General features: G+C 74.0%; 13 protein-coding genes. 4 read left to right on the forward strand and 9 right to left on the reverse strand.

Features of this window, described 5'->3' with window-relative positions:
• Window positions 1–120 precede the first annotated feature (120 nt).
• Both ABZU69_RS12325 and ABZU69_RS12330 read left to right on the forward strand, forming a co-directional pair.
• Entirely contained in the window at window positions 121–303 is a 183-nt protein-coding gene (locus tag ABZU69_RS12325) for an antitoxin (RefSeq protein ID WP_354964434.1), read from the forward strand.
• Window positions 304–457: 154 nt separating this feature from the next.
• Window positions 458–1,762 (forward strand): FUSC family protein, encoded by a 1,305-nt coding sequence (locus ABZU69_RS12330; RefSeq protein WP_354964435.1) that lies wholly within the window; start codon window positions 458–460, stop codon window positions 1,760–1,762.
• 9 nt (window positions 1,763–1,771) lie between these two features.
• Here the strand turns inward: ABZU69_RS12330 and ABZU69_RS12335 are convergent, their stop codons facing one another.
• The 8 genes from ABZU69_RS12335 to eccB form a co-directional block, all read right to left on the reverse strand.
• Window positions 1,772–2,416, reverse strand: a complete 645-nt coding sequence (locus ABZU69_RS12335; RefSeq protein WP_354964436.1) for a C39 family peptidase — start codon at window positions 2,414–2,416, stop codon at window positions 1,772–1,774.
• Window positions 2,417–2,656: 240 nt separating this feature from the next.
• Complete coding sequence (locus tag ABZU69_RS12340) at window positions 2,657–3,064, reverse strand: TIGR03618 family F420-dependent PPOX class oxidoreductase (protein ID WP_354964437.1); 408 nt, start codon at window positions 3,062–3,064, stop codon at window positions 2,657–2,659.
• Window positions 3,065–3,095: 31 nt separating this feature from the next.
• Complete coding sequence (locus ABZU69_RS12345) at window positions 3,096–3,437, reverse strand: YkvA family protein (RefSeq protein ID WP_354964438.1); 342 nt, start codon at window positions 3,435–3,437, stop codon at window positions 3,096–3,098.
• A 109-nt stretch (window positions 3,438–3,546) separates the two neighbouring features.
• The gene (locus ABZU69_RS12350; RefSeq protein WP_354964439.1) at window positions 3,547–4,341 is read right to left on the reverse strand and encodes a hypothetical protein; all 795 of its coding nucleotides are present in this window, start codon (window positions 4,339–4,341) and stop codon (window positions 3,547–3,549) included.
• A 156-nt stretch (window positions 4,342–4,497) separates the two neighbouring features.
• Window positions 4,498–4,857: a hypothetical protein gene (locus ABZU69_RS12355; RefSeq protein WP_354964440.1), complete on the reverse strand. Its 360-nt coding sequence runs from the start codon at window positions 4,855–4,857 to the stop codon at window positions 4,498–4,500.
• A 194-nt stretch (window positions 4,858–5,051) separates the two neighbouring features.
• Entirely contained in the window at window positions 5,052–6,347 is a 1,296-nt protein-coding gene (locus tag ABZU69_RS12360; RefSeq protein WP_354964441.1) for a WXG100 family type VII secretion target, read from the reverse strand.
• Window positions 6,340–6,708, reverse strand: coding sequence for a hypothetical protein (locus ABZU69_RS12365; protein ID WP_354964442.1), 369 nt, complete (start codon window positions 6,706–6,708; stop codon window positions 6,340–6,342). The genes ABZU69_RS12360 and ABZU69_RS12365 overlap by 8 nt, the downstream gene beginning before the upstream one ends.
• Before the next feature lie 88 nt (window positions 6,709–6,796).
• Window positions 6,797–8,323: a type VII secretion protein EccB gene (gene eccB / locus ABZU69_RS12370; protein ID WP_354964443.1), complete on the reverse strand. Its 1,527-nt coding sequence runs from the start codon at window positions 8,321–8,323 to the stop codon at window positions 6,797–6,799.
• 162 nt (window positions 8,324–8,485) lie between these two features.
• Here eccB and ABZU69_RS12375 point away from each other — a divergent pair, with 162 nt between their 5' ends.
• Complete coding sequence (locus ABZU69_RS12375; RefSeq protein ID WP_354964444.1) at window positions 8,486–9,673, forward strand: type VII secretion protein EccE; 1,188 nt, start codon at window positions 8,486–8,488, stop codon at window positions 9,671–9,673.
• A 58-nt stretch (window positions 9,674–9,731) separates the two neighbouring features.
• On the opposite strand, the gene eccD is transcribed toward ABZU69_RS12375, so the two are convergent.
• Window positions 9,732–11,129, reverse strand: a complete 1,398-nt coding sequence (gene eccD / locus ABZU69_RS12380; RefSeq protein WP_354964445.1) for a type VII secretion integral membrane protein EccD — start codon at window positions 11,127–11,129, stop codon at window positions 9,732–9,734.
• Between the two features lie 169 nt (window positions 11,130–11,298).
• Here eccD and eccCa point away from each other — a divergent pair, with 169 nt between their 5' ends.
• On the forward strand, window positions 11,299–15,264 hold the full coding sequence (eccCa, locus tag ABZU69_RS12385; protein WP_354964446.1) for a type VII secretion protein EccCa: 3,966 nt from the start codon (window positions 11,299–11,301) through the stop codon (window positions 15,262–15,264).
• Window positions 15,265–15,353: the final 89 nt, after the last annotated feature.

The raw sequence follows: 15,353 nt of genomic DNA on the forward strand, positions 1-15,353 counted from the left end.
GTGGGTGAACGGCCGGCGTGGCGGGTGTAGCGGGCCGTTCCTGACCACCCCCTGCGACCGGTTTGCGCTGCCGGGCCCAGGGAACGCTGACGGGAGTGACCAGAGTGGAGGAGGAGCGCCGTGGGTGACTTCATGGACAAGGCCAAGGATTTCGCGGACAAGCACGACAAGCAGGTCGACCAGGGGCTGGACAAGGCCGGCGACATGGCCGACAAGCGCACCGGCGGAAAGTACGACGACAAGATCGACAAGGGTGTGGACCAGGCTCAGGCGCGTACCGGCGAGGGCGACCAGGTCCGCTGACCTACCGGGCCGTTCCCCGGGTCGCCGTGCACGCGGCGGCCCGGGTCCCCTGCCCGGGCGCTGGGCGAGCAGCTCGCCGAAGCGATCGGTGCCGCTGGGGGCCTCCGGGGCAGATGGGAACGATTGTCCCCCCGACGTCCGGGTAACCGTCGCCATGGCCGATGTCCGACCACCATCCGAGAGCGACCGGTCACGGCTCGACCAGGCCGCCGAGAGGGCGTTGCACCGCAGCGGGGAGGCCGGCCGGGTCCGTGCCCGGCAGTGGGAGGTCACCCTGGTGATCGCCATCCAGGCCGGGCTGGCCGCGGCGCTCGCCGCCCTGATCGCCCAGCACCTGCTCGGCCCCGGCGCGCACGTCTTCGCACCCGCCGCCGCCGTCGGTACGATCGCCACCGCCATCGGTCAGCGGGCCCGGCGCACCTTCGAGCTGCTGGCCGGCGTGGGCCTGGGCATCGTCATCGGCGACACGCTGCGGTTCTTCCTCGGCTCGGGGCCGTGGCAGACCGGCATGGTGGTGGCCCTGGCCATCGCCAGCGCGCTGCTGGTGGCAGGAAAGGGTGGCCAGCTCGTCGGTCAGGCCGGCGGTACCGCCGTGCTGATCGCCACGCTGGCTCCGATGGAGCGCGGCCTGGAGCTGCCCCGCATCTTCGACGCGCTGGTCGGTGGGGTGGTCGGCCTGGTGGTGGTCGCGCTGCTGTTGCCGATCAACCCGATACGGACGCTCGACCGCGCCGCGACGCCGATCTACGCGGTCCTCTGCGAGCAGCTCGACGAGCTGGCACATGCGTTGCGCGAGCGCGACGCCGACCGGGCGATGCGCGTCCTGGAACGGCTCCGTGCCACCGAGGGTGATCTGGGTCGGTTGAACGATTCGCTGAGCGGGGCGGAGGAGGTGGTGACGATCGCACCCGTGCGCTGGCACCGGCGCCAGCAGTTCCACCGGTACGCCCGCAGTGCCGATTACCTCCAGCGGCTGATGCTGGACAGCCGGGCCATGGCCCGCTGGTCGACGACCGCCCTCCAGTACGACGAGCCGATCCCGCCGGAGCTGCCGGACGCGGTCGCCCGACTGGGCCAGGCGGTGGCGGAGATGCGCAGGGAGTGCCGGGTCGGAAACGACACCGAGTGCACCCGCAGGCTGGTCGAACAGTGTGCCGAACTGGCCGGGCGGGCCACCGCGGCCGGCCTCAAGTCGTTCGGCGACGCGCTCGTCACCGGCCTGCGTACGGCGGCCAGCGATCTGCTCCGGGCCGCCGGATGCGAGCCGGACTATGCGAACTCGGTCGTCCGCCGGGCGGCCGGGGCCGGCGAGGCGGTCGTCCACCCGCCGCTCCGGCGACGCCTGCACCGGTCCCGGCCGACCCGGGCCGCCCGGGCCCGACGGCGTTCGCACCTCGCCGCCCGCAACCGCGACGATGAGCGGGCCGGCCTCCCCGACAGGGGGAGACCGGCCCGATGAACGGCAGGGTCAGGACGAGTAGCCCCGCTCGGCGATCCAGTTGGCGACCTTCGGCAGGGTCATCCAGTACTCGCCCAGCGCCGGGTCGGCCGGGTCGGCAATCCGGATCATGTCGCCACCGTCGCGGTAGCCGACCAGGGTCAGATAGTGCCCGCCCTCGTACGAGTGCGGGTTGCCGTCGGTGTCCACCGTCGTGCCCTTGATGTTGGCCACCACCGGTCGGCCGGCGTCCACCGCCGCCAGCACGTCCCGGCGTAGCTGCTCAACCTGCTCCGGGCGGGCCACCGAGTCACGGATCTCCGTGGTCCGGTACTTGCCGCCGGTCAGCTCGTTGAGCACCCGGGTGGTGTCCAGGGCCGAGGGGGTGCCCGCCTCGGTCGTGCCGAGCAGCTTGGCCACCTCGTCCTGGGAGGGCGCCTTGCCCTGCGCGGAGAGCGCGATGCGGGTGGCGGCCGGGCCGCAGTAGTAGAAGTTCGGCTGAGCCTGGTAGTCGATGCCGAGGACCCGCTCGGCGGAACGGTCGCTCTGGCTCGCCGAGGTCGGTGCGCCCTGCACCGGGGCGGCCTGCGCGGCCACCGCGGGGGCGAGGGCGCAACCGCCGGCGACCAGCATGCCGGCGACGGACAGGCCGCTCTTCTGGATGATCGGATTCATGGTCGAGTCTCCGTTCGGGGGGTTGGCGCCTCCGAGTGGCGGAGGGCGGCAGCACCGGGAATGGCGGTCGGCTCAACAGGAGCGACGACCCGCGGCAGTCTCGGCCGGGGCGTACCGGGGGTGTAACGGCCCTGCTCCGGCCGGCATTCCGCCGCCGGCTGACCGGGACGGGCGACGGTGAGCGGCCAATCAGGCGTCAGGGGAGGAAACGGTCATCAGGCCGACGTCCCGATCGGGGGGTCAGAGGCTGCCCAGCAGGCCGGTCACGGTGATCTCGATGACCACCCGCTCCGGATTCGGACGCGGAGTCCGATACCGCTCGGCGTAGCGGCGCTCCGCCTCCGCGACGGCGGTGCGGTCCGAGCGGAGCACCGCCCGGCCCTCGATGGTCAGCCAGCGTCGGCCGTCCACGTGGCAGACGGCCACCGGGACGCCCGCCGCGCCCCCGGCAGCCACGTGCCGGGCCTTGCGGGAGGCGCCGGAGGTGATCACCCGGGCCAGCCCGGCCGCCGGGTCGAGGGTGACCCCGACCGGCACCACGTGGGGGGTGCCGTCGGCGCGCACGGTGGTCAGCGTCGCGAGGTGCCGTTCCGCGCAGAACGCGGCAACGCGCTCATCGCGTACGTCCAGCCGATGATCGCCCGCCATGACCGTCCCCCGTCTGCCGACCCGACCACGATCATGGCACGGAGCGGCGCGCCCGGTCCGGGTCCGGGGGCGCGTCCGGCTGCCCGGGCAGCCGGCGTCCGGCCGCCCGGCGCTGGTGCACCAGGCGGGTCAGGTAGATCAAGGCGCCCGCCAGCACACCCATGTCGTCCAGGTAGATCGGGTCCGGGAGCAGGTCGACCGGGAAGATCGTGTAGATCAGCGCCCCGTAGAAGGCGACCTTGCCGCCCGCGCCGAGCCCGGCCAGCAGCCGTCGGGTCCGCACCACCCGCACCGCCAGCACCACCGCGCCGACCAGCGTGGCGATCGCCAGAATGCCGGCGATCCCCACGAGGACCCATGCCTGTCGGGACATTCCGTCACGCTAACCCACCGGAGCCCGCACGGCCCGGTGACGGGGGCCGGCACCCGGCCTGGTTCTCCGCTCCCGAACGCGCCGCCGGGCAGCCGGTCATGCCGACCGGTCAGAACGCGGGCACCGCCGCACGGCCGCGGGCGATCACCTGGGTCTCCCGGGTCTGCTCGACCGACGGGACGACCTCGCTCAGCGGCAGCACGGAGGCCGACTCCGCAACCCGCCGTCCGCTCGCCGCGTGGGCCTCCTCCCGCAGGCTCCGCGCCGCCGCCACGGCCAGCTCGGCGGCACGCCACGCGGCCTGCTCCCGCTCTCCTGCGGCGGCGTGCCGGGCCGCCAGATTGTCGCGGATCGCCCGCTGCAACACGAGCTCCTGCTCGACCGGGTGCAGCCGCGGGTCCCAGCCGTCGCGGTGCGCGAAGACGTCACTGAGCTGCTCCACCGACAGCTCCCGCCGCCAGTACGCGTCCAGCGCTGCCCGGTGCAGGTAGCGCTCGCGGTCGACGTACTCGGCGGGGGTCCGGGAGGTGTGCGGCAACGGCATCGCGGCGGCGGCGCTCAGTCGCCGTACGGCTGCCTCGGCCGCCTCGTAGGCCTGCCAGGCGGTCTCGACCTCCTCCTGCGCGGCGACCCACTCCGCCCGGCGGCGCTGGGCGGTGGTGGCGGCCCGTTCGGCGGCCACCGCGACCTCCTGCGCGTAGCGACTCTGCTCCCGTTCCTCCTGCACCTGCTCAAGCTGGCTGGGCATGGCTGCGCGGCGGATCCGAGCACCCGGATCGAGACGGATCCGGCCGGGCCGCAACAGCAGGGCGGCGACAGTGACAGCGACCACCCCGAGCAGGCTCAGCCAGATGGCGGCGGCTCGAGGCACGTCGGGCAGGACGGTGGAGAGGACGGTCTGCATGATCAGCACCTCAGGGTCGAACGACGGGTGTCGACGGGTGGCGGCGGACGGACGGCCGGTGTGCCGGCGGGGTCACGTCGAAGACGGTGACGGGAGCGCCCGGACGGATGAGCCGGATCGGGCTGCGGAAATCGCCGGGCCGGTGGTCGGCCGGGGTCAGCGAGTGGGCGGGCCGCGCCGGGGCGGGATACCACGCCCGAACTGATCGGCTGGCGGGTGCTTCGCGCCACCGGTGACCGGGCCGGTCGCCGCGGTGGTGTCGACAGTGCTGACGGGCCGCGACGCGGCCGGCTGGTCCGCCCGCTGGGCGGCCGGAACGGCGTCGGGCCGGAGGGTTTCCACCCGGCTGCTCACGACGCTGGGCCGCAGCTGTGTCGGTGCCGGGGGCGGGGTCGCGGCGAGGGCGCCGCCGAGGCCGACCGCGAGCACCAGCGCGGTGACCGCCAGCCGGGTCAGCTCCCGCAGGGACCGCAGCACGGCCCACCGGGCTGGGCGGACGGGCGCTGCGGAGGACACCCGACCAACCTAACCCCCGCCCCGCGCCGACGCAGCTCGGCAACGGCCCGTTCGCGCGTGACCGTCACCACGCCGCGCACTGTGGACGGAGCTGGCGGGCCGAAACAGCGGTGACCCCCGCCGGATCTGGTCCGGCAGGGGTCACCGCGGAGCGTTCTTACGGCGCCGCCGACAGGCGAGCGCCGGTGCGGAAATCAGTCGGCGGTGCCGAGCACCGACGGCGGAGCGTCTCCGCCGTCTCGCCACACCATCTCGTCCTCCGTCAGCCAGGTCATCCGCTCGTCGGACTCCTCGGACTCCGGTCGGCCGTGCCCGCCGAGCACCCCCGGGCGATTGGCTCCCCTGCCGCCCGCCGCCCCCTGCCGACCGGCCACCGCCGACCGGCCGGTGGACTCGGCGCGCCGACCGTCCATGCTGCGCCCGACTCCGCTGGCGGCGCGGTTCTCGGCCGCGGCCGCACCACCGGTGGTCGCTCGGACCGGGGTGCTGGGCGTGCTGCCCGAACCGGCGAGGGCGGACGTCCGCAGCACCCCGCCAGCCGGTGCCCCGCCCTGCGCTCCGAAGAGCAGACCCGGCCCGGTGCCGCCGGCGCTGGCGGCCACGGTGGTCGGCCCGGACAGGTTGGCCAGCCCGGCGGCGCCGCCGGCGAGCAGCGCACCGCCGACCACCGGATCCGCACCGGCGAGGGAGGTGGTGAAACCACCCGCGCCGCTGCCCGGACCGGTGGCAACGGCCGGCGTGCCGCCGGTGCCCGCGCCGTCCTGGCCGGGGCCGGACCCGTCGCCGGCGACCGGGGGCGGAGCGACGCCGTCGGGCGTCGCGATGGTCGCGCCGCCGGTGTGCGCGGTGCTACGGGAGGCGGTGGGCGCGGCGGTCGGCGTGGTGGTGACCGGGACACTGCGTGGCGTCGTCGCGTCGTCGCTGGTGGTCTTCGGCGTGTCCGGGTGGGGCGGGGGCGGGTTGACCACCCGGTCGTAGGCGGAGAGGTCGTAACCGGCGGCCAGCTCGGCCACCACGTTCACCATCCGCTGGTGGGCCTTCTCCTGCTCTTCCTTGTCCTGCTGGTGGCCCATGATGCCCCCGACGACCGCGCCGGGCAGGCCGAAGGCGGCGCCCTTGAGCGCCCCGGAGACCGCCTTGTCGTTGTCGTCGGTCTCGTCCGGGCTCTCCGCCTGCTTGTGCGCGGTGCGCAACTGGCTGGCCATCATGGTCAGCGCCTGCTTGACGTCGGCCATCCCCGCGCCCAGCGACTCGGCGTGGTCGACGATCAGCGTCAGCCGCCGCTGGAACTCCCGACCTGCCGAGCCCGTCCACGTGTTGCCGAGCTTTTCGAGGTCGCCGCTCAGCTCCCGGCCGAGACCGTCAAGGATGCCCTTGAGGGAGGCCCACTGGGCGGCCACGCCGTCGATCTGCTCCGGCTTGCCGGCCATCACGGCGTCGTAGAGCTGCTGGTGGCTGCTGCCCTGGTAGCGCTGGGTGTACTCAGACACGCCCGTCCCCCTTCGGCTGCAACGCCCGGTCGACGCCGGTCAGCGCGGCGGTGATGTCGGTGGCGTTGGCCGCGTTACGCGCTTCGGCGGTGCGGTAGTTGGTCAGGATCTTGCTGGTCGAATGCTGCGCGGCCAGCACCGCCTGCCGCAGCCGCTCGGCCTGGTCGACATAGGACTGGTGGACCTCGCTGTAACGACGCGCGTTGTGGGTGGCGTCGGTGAACGAGCCCAGTGCCGGGGGGCTGCACTGCATCTCGGTGTTGAGCTTGCGCAGCACCGACTCGGCCTGGCTCAGCCGCGCCGCCAGGTGCTGGTGGAAGTCCTCAAGGGACAGCAGGTCGACTTCCGTACGCCCGGTCATGGCAAACATCCCCGTCGTTCTGGTTGACAACCGTCAGCGAGCCCAGGTTAGTCCACCAGTGCGATCCGGGGCGACCCGTCCGGGCCGCTCAGTCGTCGGCTTCGATCGATGCCGTGGCCACTCCACCACCCGTTCCGCCGGTCGCCGGAGCGCCACTGGCTGTGGCGGACGGGGTCGGCTCCCGTGGCGGCGTCGTCGACGGCTTCCCGCCGGGCGAGAAGTAGGTCGACGCGTCCTCACGGCTCAGGGTGGGCCCGGTCGGGATCAGCGCCAGCAGCGAGCCGGGCACCGCCAGCGGGGTGACCCCGCCGTAGCCGAGCACGGCCAGCGTCTCACCGGACCCGAGCGGATACCGGATGCCCTGCGGGCTGATCAGGTAGACCGTCGACCCGGCGGCACCGGATCCGCTGGTCCCGGCGCCGGGCGCGGCCTGGGCGAGGACGCCCTTGCCGCCGGGCAGCAGCACGGCCTCGGCCGTGCGTACCGCGTCCCGGTCGGTCTGCCGCACCGGCACCGGGCCCGACTCGCTCGCGGTCAGCTCCGCCGGTGCCCGGTCGAAGACCTCCACGGTGGTGGTCGGCGGCCCGCCGCCGCTGCCGGCCCGGTACGTCGCGCACAGCAGCGTCTGCCCGGCCCTGGCCGGGTACAGGGCGGGCAGCGTCTGCGGCAGCCCCTCCTCGTCCAGCCGCTTGTCGGTGTAGAGCCGGCCGGCCTGATCCGGCGTGATGTCAATGATCTGACCGCCGCCGCTGATCATCAGCAGGGCCGTGATCTCAGAGATTGAGACGAGCCCCTCCCGGGTCAGCACGTAGTGCTGCCCGGCCGCCCGGAACACCTGACCGACGGAGGCCTGCTTGCCGGCGAGGCTCAACCCGCTGCGTTCGCCCAGGCCGGGCAGCGACGGCTTACGCAACGGCGGCCCGGCCGGTACGGCGTTGAGCAGCTGCTGCCCGACCGGCAGTGGTGCCGTGCCGGTCATCCGCAGCGCCGCGATCGCCTGGTCGCCGCCGAGCACCTGGAGGCGGGCGTTGCCGGTGAGCAGGTGCCGCTGGTCGTCCACGGTGACCAGCACCGCGCGGTCACCCAGCGGCGTGCCGCCGGGCAGCGCCCGGTCGATGACCACCCGGGTGGTGGAGTGGCGCGGGTCGGCCGGGTCGGGCACGTCGCAGACCGACCACGGCAGCCCGGTCAGCGACTTGCGGTCCGGCAACGCGTCCGGCGCGCCGACGATGCCGACCGTGCGGCCCCGCGGCCGGTCCCGCAGCGACGCCTGGGACATCGTGCGCACCGCCGGGTCCGCCTCGTTCAGGATCAGTCGCGCCGAGGTGTAGTTGAGCGTCGGGTGCAGCTGCCCCTCCACGAACACGTACGTCGCACCGGTCTCCCGCTCGATGACCAGCGTGTTCTCTTCCAGCGGCGCGGTGTTCCCGGTCAACTGGCCGTACGCGCCGACACCGCCGAGCACCACGGCCGCGGCGATCACACTGCCGAAGACGGCCATGCCGAGCCGTCGCATCGGCAGGTTCGTGGTCTCCGGATCGCCCGACAGCAACGCGGAGACGATCCGGCGGGTGACGAAGCGGTACGCCTGCACCTGATCGCGGCGGGTCCGCATGACTTACCTCCGGCGGGGTGGATCCGCGACGATCAGGGTCGGGGTGCCGTCGCGGGCTTCCCTACGATAAGGGGCCGACGGCGGGTCCTTGGGACCACCGCCCGTGGCCGGCGCCGGACCGACCCGGCGTGGAGCCGTACCGTGCAGGAGGGACAGTCACCGATGACGCAGGTCCAGGCGCGACCCGCCCGAGTGGCCACGAACCCGTCCGACGTTCCGGCGCGGGCGACGCCGCCGGCCGATCGGCCCGGCCGGGGACGGGTCGGTCCGGTGCTGGTCGGGCAGCTCGTCGTGCTGGAGTTGTGCGCGGTCGCCGTCTGGGCCGCCGCGACCGGGCCCAGCTGGCTGCTCGCCACGGTGGGCACGGCGGCGGCGCTGGTCGTACTGGCCGCGTTCGCCCGTCGGGGCGGCCGCTGGTGGTTCGAGGACCTGCTGCTGCGCCGGCGGCTGCGACGCCGCCGCGAGCGCGCGGCGGCGGCCCTGACCAGCGGCGCGGCATCGGACCCGCGCCTGGCCGCGCTCGCCCCCGAGCTGAGCGTCATCGAGCTGACCGACCGGGGCACCCGGCTCGGCATCGGGCAGGACGACCAGGGCTGGTTCGCGGCGGTCGCGCTGCAACCCACCACCGGCGCGGTCGTCGGTTCGGTGGAGGCGTCGACCATGGACCAGGCGCTGCGGGTGCTCGCGGACTTCGCCGCCCCGGTGTCCCGGGCTCAGGTCGTCGCGCACACCCTGGTCTGGTATCCGGCGCCCGGTGCGCCGCCGGCCGCGCACCGGACGGTGTGGGTCGCACTGCGGCTCACCGTCCGCGACGCGCGGGTCGAGGCGGTGAGCCGGGGTGGCGGGCTGCCCGGCGTACACCGGACACTGGCCGCCGGGATCGGCCGGCTGGGCAAGGCGCTGACCGCCGCCGGGCTGGCCCACCGGCCGCTGGGCCGCGACGAGTTGCGGGCGGCCGTGGTCTCGGCCGCCGGGTTGGACCTGGTGCCGGAGCCCCCGGCGGAATCCTGGCAGGGGCTGCGCGGCGGCGGCTGGACGCATCGCTGCCTGGCCCTGCGCAGCCGGTCGGACGCCCCGCTCGGCCCGCTGGTGGACGCGATCACCGCGACTTCCGCCCCGTCGCACACGGTGGCCGCGGCGGTGTCGCCGGACGGTCGGGTGGCGGCGCCGCTGCTGCGTGTCGCGGCGATGGACAACCACGTCGAGGCGCTGGTCAAGGTTGTCCGGGACATCGCGCAGCGGGCCGGCACGCCGGCTCGGTCGGTGGACGGTCAGCACGGCCCGGGTGTCTACGCCAGCGCGCCGGTGGCCTCCGTGCTGGGCGGCTCCGTCCGTCCGCAACCGCGCTGATCGCCCGCCCGCCGACCAGCCCTCCGGCTCGTTGGTCTGCGGGCGGGAAAGCCCCCGGTCAGGGCCGCAGGTTGACGATCCAGCCGTACAGACCGCAGACCCAGACGGCGAGTGGGACCAGCGCGATGATCAGCATGATCTCGACGATGTCGAGCAGCCGGCCCCAGACCGGGGAGATGGGCTTACCGGCCACGGTCAGCCCGTAGATCAGGCTGATCACGGCGGCCAGCAGCAGCCCACCGAGGATCAGGCCGAGCCGGACCGGCAGCGACCCGCTGGCGAAGGTGGCCGCGGCGCTCAGACCCAGCCCGACGGTGCCGGTGAGCAGCACCGGGGTGCGCTGGGCCCGGCCCAGCAGCGGACGGGCCCGCAGCAGTGAGAGCAGGGCCAGCACCAGGCAGAGCAGCACCGCCGGGAGGCGTCCGTCCAGGGCCAGCACCAGCTGGGCGCCGAGCACCAGCAGCGACACGGTCCACAGCAGGCCGGTGAGGAACTCGTCGGCCCGCTCGCTCTGCTGGAGCACCTGCCGGCCGTCGACCGACTCGCTGTCGGTCTTCAGGTCCTCCGGGCCGGTCGGGATCGACGGCACCGGCAACCGGGCCATCCGGTAGGCCACCATCGGCAGCGCCGGCACCACGCCGAACGCCACCGCTGCCACGACCGCCGCCGAGCCCGGCGCGTCCATGCCGAAGGCCAGACAGAGCAGCGCGCCCAGGCCGATCGCGGCACCCACGCCGAGGGCGGCGAAGAAGAGCGGGTAGCGGTCGCCGACGGCCAGCGCGGCGACCGCCCCGGCGACCACCACGGCGGTGGCCGCGAGCAGGATGTGCGGGCTGGCCAGCTCGGTCAGCGGGCGATCGCCGGCGAGGAGCAGCAGGCCGCCGGTGCCGGCGTACACCAGGCCCACCATGGCCAGCACGGCACCGGTCCGGCTGTCCCCGGCGGCCCGGGACAGCACCGCCGCGCCGACCAGCAGCGCCACCGCGACCAGCAGGGCGGCCACCGCGCCGGGCAGGTGCGGCGGGCCGGCGAAGAGCGCGGCCAGCGCGCCGGCGCCGAGCGCCACCGCGGCGAACAACACCGCGAACGAACGGGTCGCGCCGACCTGCCAGGCGCCGGGGCGCTGGTTGGTGGCGGTGGCGACCGCGTCCACCACGTCGTCGAAGACGACCTCCGGGGCCGCCTCGGACCGGGGGTTGAAGTAGAGCACCTCGCCGTCGCGGACGCCGAGCTGCCCGGCGGTACGCCCACCGTCCAGGGGCGCACCGCCCAACCGGGACAGTGCCCACCCGCCGTGCCGCACCCCCTCGTCAGCCAGGTCCTCCCCGGCGTAGCGCAGCAGGGTGGGGAGCAGGTCGGCCATCGGCACGTCCGACGGCAGGGCCAGATCCATTCGGGTACGGGGAGCCACGATGGTGATCCGGCTCAGACCACCGGTCGCCGTCTTCGTTGCCACAGTGGCCTCCTGGTGTCCTTCTACGATCAGCGGGCCCGCGGTGCCGCGCGGTGCGGGTCCACCGCGCCCACGGGAGATTACCTACGATGACGGGCACGTACGATGCCCACCCGCGGACTTGGGTCCGCGACGGCAGGTCGTTGAGGCCGCTTCTGGGGAGGAGACAGCCGTGAGCACGGTGGTGTTCCGCCGGCTCCCGCGTCAGCCGGGGCCGGCCTTGCCGCGCGGCGAGGTACTGCTGGAGTCCCCGCCCGAGCTGCCCGAACCGACGCCCCGCGGGATGGGGCAGCTGCTCATGATCCTGCCGATGGTCTGCGGGGTCGGCGCGATGGCCTTCCTCTACGCCGGCCGGGGCGGCGGCATGATGACGTACGTCGCCGGCGGTCTGTTCGGCGTCTCGATGCTCGGGATGGCGATCGGGTCGCTGACCAACGGCGGCGGCAATGACAAGGCGGAGCTGAACGCCGATCGCCGCGACTACATGCGCTACCTCGCCCAGATGCGCAAGCGCACCCGGCGCGCGGCGGGGCAGCAGCGGGCGGCGATGGCCTGGCGGCACCCGGAGCCCGACGCGCTCTGGTCGATCGCGGCGTCCCGGCGGCTCTGGGAGCGGCGGATCACCGAGGACGATTTCGGCGAGACCCGGATCGCGCTCGGCCCGCAGCGGCTGGCGGTGGAGATCGTCCCGCCGGAGACGAAGCCGGTCGAGGACCTGGAGCCGATGAGCGCCATCGCGCTGCGCCGGTTCGTCCGGGCACACTCCACCGTGCCCGACCTGCCGACCGCGCTGTCGGTGCGCGCGTTCAGCCGGGTGGTGCTGCGCGGCGACCGGGAGCCGGTCCTCGACCTGACCCGGGCGGCGTTGGGTCAGCTGGCCACCTTCCACGCCCCGGACGACCTGGTGATCGCGGTGGTCGCCGCACCGGATCGGCAGTCGGTCTGGGACTGGGTGAAGTGGCTGCCGCACGCCCACCACAGTGGGCGCATCGACGCCGCCGGCGCCCGCAGGATGGTCTTCGCCAGCCTGGCCGAGGCCGAGGAGTCACTCGCCGGGGAGCTGGCCGGGCGACCCCGGTTCGCGTCCGAGGCCAAGCCGCTGACCACCGCGCCGCACGTGGTCGTGGTGGTCGACGGCGGTGAGATCGCGCCGACCTGCCAGCTGTTGGGTCAGGGGCTGCTCGGCGCGACGCTGATCGACCTGTCCGGGACGGTGCCGCGCGACGCCGGGCGCTGGCTGCTCTGCCTCGACGTGGGCGACGGAAGCAACCTCGAGCTGGTCCGGGGCAGCTCGTCGTCGCGGCTGGGTCGACCGGACCGGCTCACCGCCGAGGCCGCCGAGGGGCTGTCCCGGCAGATCGCCCCCTACCGGCTGTCCCAGCAGCAGGCCAGCAACGAGGAGCCGCTGGCCCGCAGCATGGAGTTGCCCGACCTGCTCGGCGTGGGCGACGCCGCGGCCGTGGACGTGCACCAGACCTGGCGTCCGCGTGGTCACCGGGACCGGCTGCGCATCCCGCTCGGCGTCGGCCCGGACGGCAACGTGGTCGAGCTGGACTTCAAGGAGTCGGCGCACGAGGGCATGGGCCCGCACGGTCTGGTGATCGGTGCGACCGGGTCCGGCAAGAGCGAGCTGCTCCGTACGGTGGTGGCCGCGCTGGCGGTGACGCACTCGTCGGAGGAGCTGAACTTCGTCCTGGTGGACTTCAAGGGCGGCGCGACGTTCGCCTCGCTGGAGGCTCTGCCGCACACCAGCGCGGTGATCACCAACCTGGCGGACGAGCTGCCGCTGGTCGACCGGATGCGCGACGCGCTCGCGGGCGAGATGGTGCGCCGACAGGAGCTGCTGCGGGCGGCCGGCAACTACGTCTCCCGCTTCGAGTACGAGAAGGCCCGGGCCGCCGGCGAACCACTGGCGCCGATGCCCAGCCTGCTGATCATCTGTGACGAGTTCAGCGAGCTGCTCGCCGCCAAGCCCGACTTCATCGACCTGTTCGTGATGATCGGCCGGCTGGGCCGGTCGCTCGGCGTGCACCTGTTGCTGGCCAGCCAGCGGCTGGAGGAGGGCAAGCTGCGCGGCCTGGACACCCACCTGTCCTACCGGATCGGTCTGCGTACCTTCTCGGCCGTGGAGAGCCGGATCGTGCTCGGCGTTCCGGACGCGTACGAGCTGCCGAACGCGCCGGGCCACGGCTACCTGAAGACGGACACCAGCACGATGCTGCGGTTCCGTGCCGCGTACGTGTCGGGGCCGTACCGGGCGCCGGGGCAGCAGGCGTCCGCGTCGCAGGCCCTGGTGCAGCGCCGGATCGTGCCGTACGGCGTCGACTTCATCCCGGCGCAGACCCCGCAGCTGCCGGTGGACACCGCGCCGGAGCCGGAGCAGCCGGCCGACGGCAAGGCCATGGCGATGCTCGACGTGCTGATCGACCAGCTCAAGGGCCGGGGCCAGCCGGCGCACCAGGTGTGGCTGCCGCCGCTGGCCGACCCGCCGGGCCTCGGTGAGCTGCTCGGCCAGTTGGCCGTCGACCCGACGTACGGGCTGTGCACCGCGTCCTGGCCGGGCCGGGGACGGCTCACCGTGCCGGTCGGCGTGGTGGACCGCCCGTACGAGCAGCGCCGTGACCCGATGATGGTGGAGCTGGCCGGCGCCGGCGGCAACGTGGTCATCGTCGGTCGCTCACTGAGCGGCAAGAGCACGATGCTGCGTTCGCTGCTCGCCTCGCTGGCGCTCACACACACCCCGCGCGAGGTGCAGTTCTTCTGCCTGGACTTCGGCGGCGGCGCGCTGCGCAGCCTGGAGCGGCTGCCGCACATGGCCGGGGTCGCCGGCCGGCGGGACGTCGAGGCGGTGCGCCGTACGGTGGCCGAGGTGGTCGCCGTCCTGGACGACCGGGAGACGCGATTCGCCCAGCACGGCATCGACTCGGTCGCGAGCTACCGCCGTCGCCGGGCCGCCGGCGAGTTCGCCGACGACCCGTTCGGCGACGTGTTCCTGGTGGTGGACGGCTGGAACACGCTGCGCCAGGAGTACGAGGAGCTGGAGCAGACCATCACCACGCTGGCCAACCGGGGCCTCGGTTTCGGCGTGCACGTGGTGCTCACGGCGGTGCGCTGGGCGGAGATCCGGATCAACATGCGGGACCTGCTCGGCACCAAGCTGGAGCTGCGCCTGGGTGACGCGTCGGAGTCCGAGATCGACCGGCGCGCGGCGACGAACGTGCCAGAGAAGGCACCCGGTCGCGGCCTGACCCGCGACAAGCTGCACTTCCTCACCGCCATCTCGCGGATCGACGGACGCCGGGACATCGAGGACCTGAGCGAGGCCTCGATCGCCCTGGCCGGGCACGTGGCGGCCAACTGGCCGGGCCGTCCGGCGCCGAAGGTGCGGCTGCTGCCGCGCCGGCTGCCCGTGGCCGAGCTGGCCCGGATCATCGACCGGTCGGCGCCCGGCCTGCCGATCGGCGTCAACGAGTCGGCGCTCGCACCGGTCTACCTGGATCTGGCCAACGAGCCGCACCTGACGGTCTTCGGCGACGCCGAGTGCGGCAAGACCAACCTGCTGCGGTTGATCGCCCGGGGCATCACCGAGCGGTACACGCCGGCGCAGGCCCGTTTGGTGATCGCCGACTACCGGCGCGGGCTGCTGGGCGCGGTGGAGGGGGACCACCTGTTGGACTACGCCCCGTCCAACCAGGCGTTCGCCCAGGGCCTCGGCTCGATCCGCAGCGCGCTGGCCAACCGGCTGCCCGGCCCGGACGTCACCACCGCGCAACTGCGTGACCGCAGCTGGTGGAAGGGCCCGGACCTGTACATCATGGTGGACGACTACGACCTGGTGGCGTCCGGTGGCAGCAATCCGCTCAGCGCCCTGCAGGAGTTGCTGCCGCAGGCCCGTGACATCGGCCTGCACCTGATCGTCACGCGCCGGGTCGGCGGGGTGTCCCGGGCGCTCTACGAGCCGGTGCTGCAACGGTTGCGCGAACTGGACTCGCCCGGCCTGCTGATGTCCGGCAACCGGGAGGAGGGCGCGGTCTTCGGCACGTTGCGACCGAGCCCGCAGCCACCCGGCCGGGGCACTCTCGTTCGCCGCCGGGACGGCCAGCAGCTGATCCAGACCGCCTGGTCCGAGCCGTCGTGACGAGGGTCGGCTCGGGCCGGGTCGTTCCGGTGGCCGACCAGGCCACGGAACGCTCGAATTGCCGCGGACCATCGGATCCGCGTGCCCTG

It is taken from the genome of Micromonospora sp. NPDC005206 (genome assembly GCF_040608175.1).
Taxonomy (GTDB): domain Bacteria; phylum Actinomycetota; class Actinomycetes; order Mycobacteriales; family Micromonosporaceae; genus Micromonospora.

Excerpts from the sequence above, each read along its gene's own strand:
- ABZU69_RS12335 (WP_354964436.1), bottom strand. The coding sequence starts at position 2,416 with ATGAATCCGATCATCCAGAAGAGCGGCCTGTCCGTCGCCGGCATGCTG.
- ABZU69_RS12350 (WP_354964439.1), bottom strand. The coding sequence starts at position 4,341 with ATGCAGACCGTCCTCTCCACCGTCCTGCCCGACGTGCCTCGAGCCGCC.
- ABZU69_RS12330 (WP_354964435.1), top strand. The coding sequence starts at position 458 with ATGGCCGATGTCCGACCACCATCCGAGAGCGACCGGTCACGGCTCGAC.
- ABZU69_RS12340 (WP_354964437.1), bottom strand. The coding sequence starts at position 3,064 with ATGGCGGGCGATCATCGGCTGGACGTACGCGATGAGCGCGTTGCCGCG.
- eccB (WP_354964443.1), bottom strand. The coding sequence starts at position 8,323 with ATGCGGACCCGCCGCGATCAGGTGCAGGCGTACCGCTTCGTCACCCGC.
- ABZU69_RS12375 (WP_354964444.1), top strand. The coding sequence starts at position 8,486 with ATGACGCAGGTCCAGGCGCGACCCGCCCGAGTGGCCACGAACCCGTCC.
- ABZU69_RS12365 (WP_354964442.1), bottom strand. The coding sequence starts at position 6,708 with ATGACCGGGCGTACGGAAGTCGACCTGCTGTCCCTTGAGGACTTCCAC.
- ABZU69_RS12345 (WP_354964438.1), bottom strand. The coding sequence starts at position 3,437 with ATGTCCCGACAGGCATGGGTCCTCGTGGGGATCGCCGGCATTCTGGCG.